This is a genomic window from Flavobacterium sp. ACN6 (assembly GCF_002304005.1).
Classification (GTDB): domain Bacteria; phylum Bacteroidota; class Bacteroidia; order Flavobacteriales; family Flavobacteriaceae; genus Flavobacterium.
On record NZ_MRCQ01000007.1, the window covers coordinates 229742 to 242921 of the forward strand.

Below are 13180 nucleotides of genomic sequence, written 5' to 3' on the forward strand. Positions count from 1 at the left end.
TTTGACTAATATTAAATTTATTAATAAAGAACTAATTAGAAAAAAATGGCAGGAGGAAAATTAACCCCTAGACAGAAGATGATTAACCTGATGTATCTGGTTTTCATCGCAATGTTAGCAATGAACGTATCAAAAGAAGTAATTTCTGCTTTTGGTTTGATGAACGAAAAATTTGAAAGTGCAAATACAAGTTCAACGGAAACAAATACAGGTTTATTAACATCTTTAGATCAAAAAGCTGCTGAAGCAAAAGGAGAATTTGCTATTGCTGCAGTTACAGCTCATAAAGTTGAAACAATTACAAAAGATTTTTATGATTATATCGCTACTCTAAAAGCTCAGTCTATTAAAGGTTTCGAAGTTGAAAAAGAAACTGGAAAACTGCCATATGAGGCAATGGATAGAGGAGATAATATCGACGACTGGTTTACAGGAGACGGTTATACTAAAAAAGGTAACGAAATTATCGCTAAAATCGAAAAATACAAAGCTGATATTAAAGCTGTTTTAGGTACAGATAAAAAATACGCAGCAATTATTTCTGAGGTTGAAAAGAAATTTGATGTATCTGATGTTAAGAACAAAGATGGTATCAAAGAAAAATATTTAGCTTATCACTTCAAAGGATTCCCTGCAATTGCATCTGCTGCAAAACTTTCAACTTGGCAAAATGATGTTAAAAAAGTTGAAACAGATGTTTACAACAGTGCTTTAGGAAAAGCTGCAGTTGCTGCTGCTTCTTACAGTAATTACCAAGCAATCGTTGTTTTAGACAAAAACGCTTATTTCCAAGGAGAAAAAGTTACAGGTAAAGTTGTTTTAGGTCGTTATGACGAAAATACTAAACCTACTTCATTCCAAGGTCCTGGACAAATCGTAAACGGACAAGCTGTTATCTCTTTAACTGCTGGTGGAGTTGGAGAACAAAATATTAATGGACAATTTACTTTCTTAGAAGATGGTAAAAACATTCCACTTAAATTTGCTGGAACTTATGTTGTAGTTCCAAGACCAAACTCTGCTACAATTTCTGCAGATAAAATGAATGTAGTATATAGAGGAGTTGTTAACCCAATCTCTGTATCTTTTGCTGGTGTTGATGCTAACAAAATTGTTGCTAGTGCTCCAGGATTAGCTTCTGCTGGAAAACCAGGAAAATATAACATGAGCCCAGGTCAAGGTACTGAAGCTACAATTTCTGTAACAGGTACATTGCCAAACGGTGATAAAGTAACAGACAAGAAAACATTCAGAATTAAAGGTATTCCTGGTCCAACAGGAACAATTAGAGGTGAAATGGGTGTTGTAAAAGGACCTAAATCTAACCTTGAAATTGCTACTATTGGAGCGAAACTTCTTGATTTTGATTTTGAAGTTGGTTTAGACGTTGTTGGATTTAACATGAAAATTGCTGGACAGCCTACAGTTGTTGTTTCAGGAAACAAAATGAATGCACAATGTAAACAAGTACTTTCAAGAGCAGGTAAAGGAGACCAAGTTACTATTTCTGAAATTAAAACTAAACTGGTAGGTGCAGGTAGTTACTTATTGCCAAGAACTGCTCCAGTAATTTACGAAATACAATAATTAAGTAGTGTGAACTACGTTCAATATCTTATAATGATACCACGATGAAAGTAAGAAATTTTTTAATAGCCGTTGTTTCTATCGCTGGAGGTTTTGCTTCTAATGCGCAATCTAATTTGCTTAACGCAAAAACGCCTGCTCAGATAGGACTTAAAACTCCTGCTCAACTTATATCTGATAATGATAAGCCTTTAGCTTATGGTTATGTAGATGATAGAGATATTTTGATGGGTAAAACAACTTGGGAAATTATTGATTTAAATGAAAAAATCAATTTTCCATTGTACTTTCCTGTAGATACAGCTAATATTGGAGCTAATAGACGTTCTCTTTATGACGTTTTGACTAAAGCTATTAAAGGTGGAAAAATCACTGAAGTGTATACTGATAGTTATTTCAATACTAAAAAATCTATGAAAGACATCGAAGGATCATTGTCTCGTATTGATACAACTGATGCTGGTAGAGAGTTAATTAACCAATACCCAGATGACTACAAATCACGTGTAGTGAAGAAAAAAGTGGTTACTGGTAAAGGTAAAAACAAAAGTGTTTCTTATGTTGAAGAAACAGTTGGGCCAACAAGATCGGTTCCTGCTGAGTACATTTTGAAACAAGATCTTACTGCTGCAGATGTTACTCAGTATAAAATTAAAGGATATTGGTATTTTGATAAACGTCAAAGTGAATTGAAATATCGTCTACTTGGAATTTGCCCAGTAACTCCGGACGTTTATACTATGAATAGTGATGAAAAGGATTATATTGAATTGTTTTGGGTATTCTTCCCAAATGCCAGAGAAGCCCTGCATGAAGCAAAAGCTTTCAATGACAACAATTCAGCTCTTCCAATTTCATTTGATCAGATTTTGAATTCAAGACGTTTTAACGCAGTTGTTTACAAAGAAGAAAATCTTTATGGAGACAGAGCGATCAGCGATTATATGAAAGACAACGCTCAAAATCAGTTGTTAGAATCTGAAAGAGTGAAAGAGAAAATTCGCAACTTCGAACAAGATATGTGGAACTACTAAGTTGATACATAACATAATAATTAAAAAACTCTTACTACATTTGTAGTAGGAGTTTTTTTTATGTGGGTAATTTAAAGTGATTTTAGCAGTGTGTTAGAATCAAAATTCTAATATATTTTTTATGTAGGAAAAATAACAATATTTATGATAAAATTTCGTTTAATGTGTTGTAATATTTATGATGATGAAAATAAGAAATTTTTTAATAGCTATTGTTTCCATTACTGGAAGCTTAGCTTCTACTGCACAGTCCAATCTGCTCAATGCCAAAACTGCTGATGAAATTGGAATTAAGACAGCTGCACAGATGATATCTGATAATGATAAGCCATTGGCTTACGGTTATGTTAATGACAGAGATATTTTGATGGGAAAAACAACTTGGGAAATTATTGATTTAAATGAAAAAATAAACTTTCCATTGTATTTTCCTGTAGATACGGCTAACATTGGTCCAGACAGGCGTTCGCTATATGATGTTTTAACTAAGGCAATTAAAAATGGCAGAATAACAGAAGTTTACGCTGATAGTTACTTCAATACTAAAAAATCTTTGAAAGATATTGAAGGAGCACTTTCGCGAGTGGATACTACAGATGGAGGGAGAGAACTAATCAATCAATACCCAGATGACTATAGAATACGTACGGTGAAGAAAAAAATAGTTACAGGAACAGGTAAAAATAAAAAAGTTACCTATGAGGATCAAATTGTTGGGCCAACCAGAACTGTTCCTGCGGAATATATTTTGAGGCAGGATCTTACGTCCGCAGATGTGAGTCAATACAAAATAAAAGGTTTCTGGTATTTCGATAAACGTGAAAGTGAATTAAAATATCGACTGCTCGGAATATGCCCAGTGACTCCTGATGTTTATACAATGAATAGTGACGAAAAAGACTATATCGAATTATTTTGGGTATTCTTTCCAAATGCGAGGGATGTGTTGCATGAAGCCAAAGCTTTTAATGATAAAAATTCCGCGCTGCCAATTTCTTTTGACCAAATATTGAATTCAAGAAGATTTAATGCGGTCATTTATAAAGAAGAAAATATGTACGGAGATCGCGAGATTAAAGATTACATTAGAGATGATGCGCAAAGTCAGTTATTAGAATCGGAAAGAGTGAAAGAGAAGATCCGTAATTTTGAAGAAGATATGTGGAATTACTAAGTTCCGAAATCAAATTATAAGAAAAACTCTTGCTACCTTTGTAGTAAGAGTTTCTTTATTTATACACTTTACAATGCTTGATTATTTAATCGTCGGATCTGGATTGGCTGGAATTTCTTTCGCTGAAATTGCACTTAAGAACAATAAAACTATATTGATAGTAGATAACAAATCGCAGAATTCATCTCGAGTTGCTGGTGGTTTATATAATCCAGTTATTCTTAAGCGTTTCAGTGAGGTTTGGAAAGCACAAGAGCAATTGGTTCAAATGAATGAGTTCTACGATCAAATTGAAGAAAAACTGCAAGAAAAATTTAACTTTAAGATGCCTGTTTTAAGAAAGTTCTTTTCAATCGAAGAGCAGAATAACTGGTTTTCGGCTTCAGATAAAATAAATTTAGCTCCATTCTTGTCTACCAAATTAATTACAAAAAAATATAATAGTATTGATTCTCCTTACGATTATGGAGAAGTTTTGCACACGGGTTATGTTAAGACTTCATTGTTGTTGGATACTTATAGAGAATATTTACTTAAGAATAATTTATTGTTGGAGGATTCTTTTCACAGCAGTTTTCTTGAGGTTTTGGATAAGGGAATTCAATACAAAAATATTCAAGCGCGTCATATTATTTTTGCAGAAGGTTTCGGAATGCAAAAAAATCCGTATTTCAATTACCTGCCATTGGATGGAACAAAAGGAGAACTGTTTATTATAAAAGCGCCAAAATTAAACTTAGATGTAATTGTAAACACAAGTGTATTTATTTTGCCGCTTGGAGGAAATTTGTTTAAAGTTGGAGCTACCTATAACTGGCACGATAAAACAGATGCGCCTACAGAAGAAGGTAAACAGGAGCTTTTAGATCGTATAAAAGAAATTATCACCTGTGATTTTGAAATTATCAAACATTTTGGTGGTGTTCGCCCAACCGTAGCTGACAGAAGACCTCTTTTAGGAACACACGAAGTGTACAAATCGCTTCATATTCTTAACGGATTAGGAACACGCGGTGTAATGCTGGGTCCTTCAATGGCTAAAGCACTATATGATCATATTGAAAACAATATTCCTTTAAATCGTGAAGCCGATATAAAACGATTTCATAAAAGATATTTAAAAAGTCTTAATTACGACCGGCCTTAGGATCATAAGAAACAAACATATTGATATATAGGTTTCTAGCAAGGCGTAATACAAAAGGAAACAAAACTACCAAAGTCAAAATAATTGCGATAAATGATTGTTCGATAGTAGCTCCAAAAAAGACAAAAGAAACAATAAATGCGGCAATTCCGACAGCAACATTTAATCCGTAACTTACGTACATTGCGCCATAAAAAAACGAAGGTTCAATTTGATATCTAAATCCGCAATGGCTGCAATTTTCGTTCATTTTTAGAACTTTAGTCAAATGAAGCGGATTTTTGTCTTCATACATGCTCTCATTTTGGCATTTTGGACAACTTCCTGTTAAAATACTATTTAGTTTCGATCCTTTTTTTAACATTTGCAAAAATTTTGATCAAAGGTACATTTTTACGCCTTTATTTCTTGTAACAACAGTCACAAATTATGCTTAATATACACAATCTTTCGGTTTCTTTTGGAGGAACATATTTATTTGAAGAAGTTACTTTTCGGTTAGGAGCTGGAGACCGAGTTGGTCTTGTCGGTAAAAACGGAGCAGGTAAATCTACAATGCTTAAAATGCTGGCTAGAGACTTTGCCCCAGATTCAGGAGTTATTTCTCAAGAAAAAGATATCCGTATGGGCTTTTTGCGTCAAGATATTGATTTTGAGCAAGGAAGAACGGTGTTGGAGGAAGCATACGAAGCTTTTACTGAGATCAAAATTGTAGAAAAGAAATTAGAAGAAATCAATCATCAATTGGTTACCAGAACCGATTATGAAAGTGAAGAATACAGCCAGATCATTGAAGACCTATCTGATTATACACATCGTTTTGAACTTTTAGGAGGTTATAATTATGTGGGAGATACAGAAAAAATCCTTTTAGGTTTAGGTTTTAAAAGAGAAGTTTTTAATAACCAAACAGAAACATTTTCTGGAGGTTGGAGAATGCGTATCGAGTTGGCCAAACTACTTTTACAATCCAACGATGTATTGCTTCTGGATGAGCCAACCAACCACTTGGATATCGAAAGTATCATTTGGTTAGAGAGTTTCCTTCGCAACTATCCAGGCGTTGTGGTAATTGTATCGCACGATAAAATGTTCTTAGATAATGTTACCAACAGAACAATCGAAATTTCTTTAGGAAAAGCATACGATTTCAATAAACCGTATTCTCAATATTTAGAATTACGTCATGAAATTCGCGAAAAGCAATTAGCGACTCAAAAAAATCAGGCAAAGAAAATTGAAGAAACAGAAAAATTAATTGAGAAATTCCGTGCGAAAGCTTCCAAAGCTTCGATGGCGCAATCGTTGATTAAAAAATTAGATAAAGTCGAAAGAATTGAGGTTGATGAAGATGATAATTCAGTTATGAATATCTCTTTTCCAGTTTCAAAAGAGCCTGGAAAAGTTGTAATCGAAGCAGAAGATGTAACGAAAAGCTACGGCGATAAAACCATCCTTAAAGATATCAGTCTTTTGGTAGAAAGAGGAAGTAAAATTGCATTTGTTGGACAAAACGGTCAAGGAAAATCTACTTTTATTAAAGCATTGGTCAACGAATTTGAGTACCAAGGAAATATCAAATTAGGGCACAATGTGCAATTGGGTTACTTCGCCCAAAATCAAGCCGAATATTTAGATGGTGAAATCACCTTGCTGCAAACTATGGAAGATGCTGCAACAGATACAAACCGCTCTAAAGTTCGCGACATGTTAGGCTCATTTTTGTTCCGCGGAGATGATGTAGAGAAAAAAGTAAAAGTACTTTCAGGAGGAGAACGTAACCGTCTCGCGCTTTGTAAGCTGTTATTACAGCCAATCAACGTTTTACTGATGGATGAGCCTACCAACCACTTAGATATTAAATCTAAGAACGTTTTAAAGGCTGCACTTCAAAAATTTGGCGGTACTTTACTATTGGTTTCGCACGACAGGGACTTTCTTCAAGGAATGTCGAATATTGTTTACGAATTCAAAGATCAAAAAATTAGAGAATATTTAGGAGATATCAACTTTTTCTTAGAGCAGCGTAATCTGGAAAACATGCGCGAAGTCGAGAAAAAAGATGTTGTAAAAGCCGCAGCTCCAAAAGAAACAAACAAAACATCATACGAAGACCAGAAAAAAGGAAAAGCGCTTCAAAATCGTTTAAGTAAAGTTGAAAGTCAGATCAAACAATTAGAAAAAGACATTCAGCACGACGATAAATTATTAGCTTCAAATTACGACAAACATATTGAAGACGCGTCGTTTTTTACTGCATATAACAAAAAGAAAAAAGATTTAGATCAATTACTTCTAGATTGGGAAATTGTTCAAGAAGAAATAGATAATTTTAATGCTTAGATTTTAGTTTTATTTTGTTTCAAGTTTCAGGTTTCAAGTTGCTATAACCTGAAACCTGAAACCAACTACTTAATAATCCCAATAGACTTAGAATGTTCGATAGCTTCATTACTGTCTCTAAAGTAGCAAACCTTGACATCTAGACTTTCCAGGTTTTTTAGGATCTTTTCAACCTCTCTTTTTGGGTATTTTCCAGTTTGTCTAATGTAAACAGCGATTACGGTAACAGGAAATATTTTGCAGATTCTTTCGTATAAAATAGGATCATGCTGCGAATCATCACCCATTAAAATATATTTAAGAGTAGGATAAAATTCTACAACATGTTTTATTTTTTCAAACTTATGATCGTGGCTGCCTCTGCCGCTCATAAAAAAATCGGTAATTCCTCTTTTAATATCTTTCAGCAGAAATACGGCTTTTGGCAACTTGTGTATACGGGTGAACTTCGCAATAAAGCGGTATAAATTCCATTCGCTGCTCGAAATATAAAAAAATGCATTTGCTTCTTCTGGGTTATTTCTTCCCGACTGGCTCAATGCCTGATAGTGTGCCACAACATTTTTAAAAACCTTTCGGTCATTTACGTTTCTAAAAAGTAAAATGTAAATTTTTCTAAAGAAATTATTGGTGTGCGAAATCAAAAAAGTATCATCAATATCCGATATAATTCCGAGTTTCCCTTTATGCGGTCTTATAAAACTGCCTTTGCAGCTTTTAGATTCATTTCCGTATTTCAGACTCACTTCATATGGCATCCATCCAAAGTGTGTTTCTTTTTCGAGCGGAATGCAGAATTTAAAATAGCCGTCATCTAAAGTTTTGGTATGAATAATTTCATCATTATAATGAAGGTAAACATCAAAATTTTTAATCGTCTTTATTCGGAATAATTTGAGGATCGAGGTGGCATTTTTTAATTTCCTTTTTTCAAAGTCATAATTGTGTTCTCTCCTTAAAACATGTCCCATCACAATCAATTCTTGCTCATTTGCATAACCTCGATATAATTGTAGAATTGGTTTCATTAATTACGTATATTTAGGTAACTGTAAATTACTTAAATTAATTGGTTTTAAAAATAAAATTTTGAAAAAGAATATACTATTTGTTGTAAATCCGATATCGGGAGACCTTGATAAATCAGATTTAATAGAGGCTGTTGAAGAATTCGCAGCAACAAATCATTTTAATCTGGAGGTTTATGAAACTACAGGTAAAAGCGATTTAAAAGCAATACAAACAATCTACGAACAGCATAATCCTGAACGAATTGTTGTGGCAGGAGGAGACGGAACAATTAAGATGGTTGCCGAAGCCATGGAAGATCACGATGTGATAATCGGCATTTTACCAGCTGGATCTGCAAACGGACTTTCTGTAGACCTAAATCTTCCAGAAGGAATCGAAGAGAATCTTAAAATAGCATTTTTGCATCATTACATCGAAATGGATATGATTTGCATCAATGGAAAAAAAAGTATCCATTTAAGTGATATTGGTTTAAATGCAAACTTAGTCAAGAACTACGAAGAAAGCGATGTGAGAGGTTTTTGGGGATATGCATTACAGGCTTTTACTACTTTGAAAGAATCAGATGATCCATTTGTGGCGACTATTTCTGCGAATAATAAAAAGGTGGAGCATGTTGCAAGAATGATTGTAATTGCCAATTCTCAAAAATATGGAACAGGTGTAATTATTAATCCAAACGGTTCCATGAATGATGGAAAGTTTGAATTGGTGATTTTGAAAAGCTTGGATATACTTTTAATTGGAAAAATTATTACAGGAAACATGCCAATCGATTCAGATGATATTGTAATTATTTCAACCGATAAAGCAACTATCGAAACCGATTATCCAGTTAATTTTCAAATTGATGGTGAATATTGCGGTGCGCAGAAATCTTTAGAAATTCATATTCTGCACAAACAAATGAAATTGGCTGTTCCTTAAAGATCCAGATAAAGTTTGGCAGTAAAATACATTGTAGTTTTATATCGCCCCGATGGGGCTTTATTGCTTGTGTGAAATTCAGGTTCTATAAATATTAAACTCCTAAAGGAGTTTGATTGCATTTCTATAGCTTTGGAATTGCGTTGCTTTGGAAAGATATAAATATAGCTCTGGAAGAGCGAAATATTTATAGCAAAAATTAAAAGGAAGGTGAAAGCAATATTCAAGCATGATAAGTAAAGCTCTGGAAGAACGAAATATTCATAGCGAAAATTAAAAGGAAGGTGAAAGTAATATTCAAGCATGATAAGTAAAGCTCTGGAAGAGCGAAATATTTATAGCAAAAATTAAAAGGAAGGTTAAAGCAATATTCAAGCATGATAGGTAAAGCTCTGGAAGAGCGAAATATTTATAGCAAAAATTAAAAGGAAGGTGAAAGCAATATTCAAGCATGATAGGTAAAGCTCTAGAAGAACGAAATATTTATAGCGAAAATTAAAAGGAAGATGAAAGCAATATTCAAGCATGATAAGTAAAGCTCTTGAAGAGCGAAATATTTATAGCAAAAATTAAAAGGAAGGTGAAAGCAATATTCAAGCACGATAAGTAAAGCTCTTGAAGAGCGAAATATTTATAGCAAAAATTAAAAGGAAGGTGAAAGCAATATTCAAGCACGATAAGTAAAGCTCTGGAAGAGCGAAATATTTATAGCAAAAATTAAAAGGAAGGTGTAAGCAATATTCAAGCATGATAAGTAAAGCTCTTGAAGAACGAAATATTCATAGCGAAAATTAAAAGGAAGGTGAAAGCAATATTCAAGCATGATAAGTAAAGCTCTGGAAGAGCGAAATATTCATAGCGAAAATTAAAAGGAAGGTGAAAGCAATATTCAAGCATGATAAGTAAAGCTCTGGAAGAGCGAAATATTTATAGCAAAATATTTAATGAGGAGATAAAAAGCTCCATCGGAGCGGTATAATTATCCTTGTCTTATTTAAAAGGATTTCGTTCCTGCCATTCTGTTTTTGGCTCCAGATAATTAAAAAATCTTGAAATGTTATGGTTTATTAATGCATTACTGTGCGTAATTAAACCATACATTTTTACAGGTTTTGCACCTACTGAACTTTTAATTTCAAGAGCGGTTCTGGCAAAAACAATTTCTTTAAATCCCTTTTTAATAGAATAGGCGATCATGTCGTATAGCATATTTAAATACAGCATTTTTTCGCGTTGTACACTTTCATCATAACCTAAAAAGTAAGTATCCATTACAGTCCCGTTCTTGATTAAAGTGTTGAAACCAATTAATTTTTCGTCAATAAAATAACCGTACAATAAAAAGTTATCTCCCATAATTTCTTTGAAAAAGCTAAAATGATTTCGAGCTAGAAAAAAGGTATTAAAAGGCGCATTTTTGGCAACATGAAAATACAAATCATAAATTACATCTTCATATTTCTGAATATCGGACAAAGACATTTTTTGTTTTACGATTCCATCAGCTTTTTTTCGGGCGCGTTTGTATTGGTCGCGGTATTTTTTGGATAAAGCATCAATATAATCTTGTTCTGTTTTCCAGTTATTTTTGATTTCAAAAATCATATTGGGCTGTGTCGAAAACGTATAATTGTTTTTGAATTCAGCTTGCAACGGTTCAATTTCCTTTGAAGTAAAATCTTTAATGCTGGTTATATGAACTTTTTTACCGCTTTCTTTTAAATCTTTCTTGAGTTGAATTATAGCTTTATGCAGCGTTTTGATTGCTTTTGACTGCTTGATACTTTTATCAAAAGCAAAAGCATTTTGTCCAGTCAGCATATTATTGCCAATGAATAAAACATGTGAAGCAAAGTTTTTAAGGGCAAAATTGCGAACAGAAGTTTTTAAGCATTTATCGCGTTCGCCAAAAGACTCTAGTTTTTCTGCAAATAGAAACTGAGTTAAAACAATTCCGATGATTTTTTTTTCTTCAAAAATTCCAATAAAATGACAAGTCATATTTACCGGAGAAGAATTTTCCAGTACTTCGAGATATTCCCGTGTTAAAAAAATATTGTCAGCAGCAAGCGAATTCCATTCTGAAGGCAGTACTGAAGCGCTTTTGTAAATCTGGAAAGAATATGTTGTATTCAAAGGAGTGAACTAATTTCTTCAAAATTAGATAATATTTGCAATAACTTCTTTTCTTTAAGTTATTATTAAGAAAAACCCGTTCGAATTTACTTCAAACGGGTTAGTATTTTATTGTTTATGCAAAACCGCAAATAATACCGCCCATTAGTGTAAGCGTAATTACCCAGTAACCGGTATTGATAAATATGTATTTCCAAGATTTTCTTTCAAATAAACCATTAATTCCGATTAAAGGAAATGCAAAAAATAAACCAGATATAAAACCGTGAAGGGCGCCGTGTTTAAAAGTTCTGTAAGCCATTCCGTAATCGGCCATAAATGCTGCAAATGATGGTTTCGCACTATTAATTAAAGGAGGTCCGCCAACCATTCCAACCGCTCCAGATTGATGAATTGTCAACGACATTAAAGTCATTGTAATCATTAAAGAAAAAATGTACGTTAATACAAAGATTTTAATCATACTTCCTTTTTTCAGTTCTTCCTGGGTAAGATTGCTTTCTTTCATCCAGATAGTTCCAAATACTTTGGGGCTATACCAAATAAAGCCGACAACAAGCGTAACAATTGCGGCTAAAAGTAATGCAACGAAGTTAATTTCCATGATATGAGGTTTTTAGAATTAGTTAATCAAATGTAATCAAAAAAACAATGAGCAAATCTCTTTTTTAAAAAAGCAAAATATATCTTGTTAATCAAATATTTATTAACACTTTGTCGATATTCCGTGCATTATATCTACGAAATTTATAATTTAGTCTCCGAATTAAAAGACACTCTTGAATGATAAAACAGGATAAAATTTAATCAGAATGGAAATCTGTTTTTGTGCGAAATAAATCTTGAAAATAAATTACAATACTTCCCAAAAATTAATCGTGCTTATGAATGAATTTTACACTCGTTAAAAAAGTTGATTAAATATATTTAGTTAATTGCTGAAAACCGTAATTCGTTGCGGTTTTTTTGTTTTTATAAAGTCTCGATGCCCATTTTTTGATATTTTACTGATAACCAATTTTTTAACGGAATGTCACTATGCTAGAATAAGTTAGTTTATAGTATTAACTCATAAATAAAAAAATATTGAGAATATAATTTATAGTAACTTTGCATTCAGAAATTGAATTTAAGTTTTTAAAGGAGTCATTTTTTTTTATAACTTTAAATTAAAATTCAATATCAAAGTAAGTCGAGATAAGAAATATTAACCTTTTTACTATAAAATTATGACACTACAATATCAAGGTGAACAATACGGAAAGTCAGCCACATTTACCATTAGAATTATTGGTAACAATTTATCAAAAAGCAGTTCAAATTACCAAATTGACCTTTTGGTAGGAGACAAACAACTGCCAGCTTTTACAACTGAAATTCACCAAAGTCTTTCTAATTGTTTAAAAGAAATTTACTTATTCAGAAAATATAACGGAATCAAATTTGACGAGTCAACGGAGAAAATCGTTTCGCTTTATGTTCCTTACGATAAGGTTTTGTATAACCACAATAAATATGCTTTATTCAGAGCATAATTTTTCTCAAAAAACAATATGAAAAAGGACCATTTTAAAAATGGTCCTTTTTTGTTTTCTATAGTATGTTTTGAAACTTTCAAAAGAAGTATTTAATCAAATTACCCAAGATTTTTGCCATAATTTGGATTAATATAATTTAGCTAATCCTTTAAATAATTATTAAATTAATAAAACTTAATTGTAGTTTGTGTGAATTCACTATTTAAAAAGAATTTCTTGTTGTTTGTCGGTTATTTTAATCCTTTTGTCGACTATTTGCGTT

At 32.5% G+C, this 13180-nt stretch carries 11 protein-coding genes; 7 read left to right on the forward strand and 4 right to left on the reverse strand.

What is annotated here, in order from left to right; translation table 11 throughout:
• Nucleotides 1-45: 45 nt before the first annotated feature.
• From gldM to BSF42_RS13075, 4 genes are all read left to right on the forward strand, one after another.
• The gene (gldM, locus tag BSF42_RS13060) at nucleotides 46-1587 is read left to right on the forward strand and encodes a gliding motility protein GldM (protein WP_095953527.1); all 1542 of its coding nucleotides are present in this window, start codon (nucleotides 46-48) and stop codon (nucleotides 1585-1587) included.
• 44 nt (nucleotides 1588-1631) lie between these two features.
• Nucleotides 1632-2621, forward strand: coding sequence for a gliding motility protein GldN (gene gldN, locus BSF42_RS13065; RefSeq protein ID WP_095953528.1), 990 nt, complete (start codon nucleotides 1632-1634; stop codon nucleotides 2619-2621).
• 184 nt (nucleotides 2622-2805) lie between these two features.
• Nucleotides 2806-3795 (forward strand): gliding motility protein GldN, encoded by a 990-nt coding sequence (gene gldN, locus BSF42_RS13070; RefSeq protein ID WP_095953587.1) that lies wholly within the window; start codon nucleotides 2806-2808, stop codon nucleotides 3793-3795.
• A 73-nt stretch (nucleotides 3796-3868) separates the two neighbouring features.
• The gene (locus BSF42_RS13075; protein WP_095953529.1) at nucleotides 3869-4942 is read left to right on the forward strand and encodes an FAD-binding oxidoreductase; all 1074 of its coding nucleotides are present in this window, start codon (nucleotides 3869-3871) and stop codon (nucleotides 4940-4942) included.
• On the opposite strand, the gene BSF42_RS13080 is transcribed toward BSF42_RS13075, so the two are convergent.
• Complete coding sequence (locus tag BSF42_RS13080) at nucleotides 4923-5306, reverse strand: DUF983 domain-containing protein (protein WP_095953530.1); 384 nt, start codon at nucleotides 5304-5306, stop codon at nucleotides 4923-4925. The genes BSF42_RS13075 and BSF42_RS13080 overlap by 20 nt on opposite strands.
• 65 nt (nucleotides 5307-5371) lie before the next feature.
• Here BSF42_RS13080 and BSF42_RS13085 point away from each other — a divergent pair, with 65 nt between their 5' ends.
• The gene (locus BSF42_RS13085; protein WP_095953531.1) at nucleotides 5372-7285 is read left to right on the forward strand and encodes an ABC-F family ATP-binding cassette domain-containing protein; all 1914 of its coding nucleotides are present in this window, start codon (nucleotides 5372-5374) and stop codon (nucleotides 7283-7285) included.
• A gap of 65 nt (nucleotides 7286-7350) precedes the next feature.
• On the opposite strand, the gene BSF42_RS13090 is transcribed toward BSF42_RS13085, so the two are convergent.
• Nucleotides 7351-8313, reverse strand: a complete 963-nt coding sequence (locus BSF42_RS13090; RefSeq protein ID WP_095953532.1) for an App1 family protein — start codon at nucleotides 8311-8313, stop codon at nucleotides 7351-7353.
• A gap of 61 nt (nucleotides 8314-8374) precedes the next feature.
• Between BSF42_RS13090 and BSF42_RS13095 the strand changes: the two genes are divergently transcribed.
• Nucleotides 8375-9244 (forward strand): diacylglycerol kinase family protein, encoded by an 870-nt coding sequence (locus BSF42_RS13095; RefSeq protein ID WP_095953533.1) that lies wholly within the window; start codon nucleotides 8375-8377, stop codon nucleotides 9242-9244.
• 990 nt (nucleotides 9245-10234) lie between these two features.
• Here BSF42_RS13095 and BSF42_RS13105 read toward each other — a convergent pair.
• A complete protein-coding gene (locus BSF42_RS13105) occupies nucleotides 10235-11380 on the reverse strand; it encodes a peptidogalycan biosysnthesis protein (RefSeq protein WP_095953535.1) in 1146 nt (381 codons plus the stop codon).
• 115 nt (nucleotides 11381-11495) lie between these two features.
• Entirely contained in the window at nucleotides 11496-11984 is a 489-nt protein-coding gene (locus tag BSF42_RS13110; RefSeq protein ID WP_095953536.1) for a DUF1761 domain-containing protein, read from the reverse strand.
• A 625-nt stretch (nucleotides 11985-12609) separates the two neighbouring features.
• Here BSF42_RS13110 and BSF42_RS13115 point away from each other — a divergent pair.
• On the forward strand, nucleotides 12610-12915 hold the full coding sequence (locus tag BSF42_RS13115; protein ID WP_095953537.1) for a hypothetical protein: 306 nt from the start codon (nucleotides 12610-12612) through the stop codon (nucleotides 12913-12915).
• Nucleotides 12916-13180: the final 265 nt, after the last annotated feature.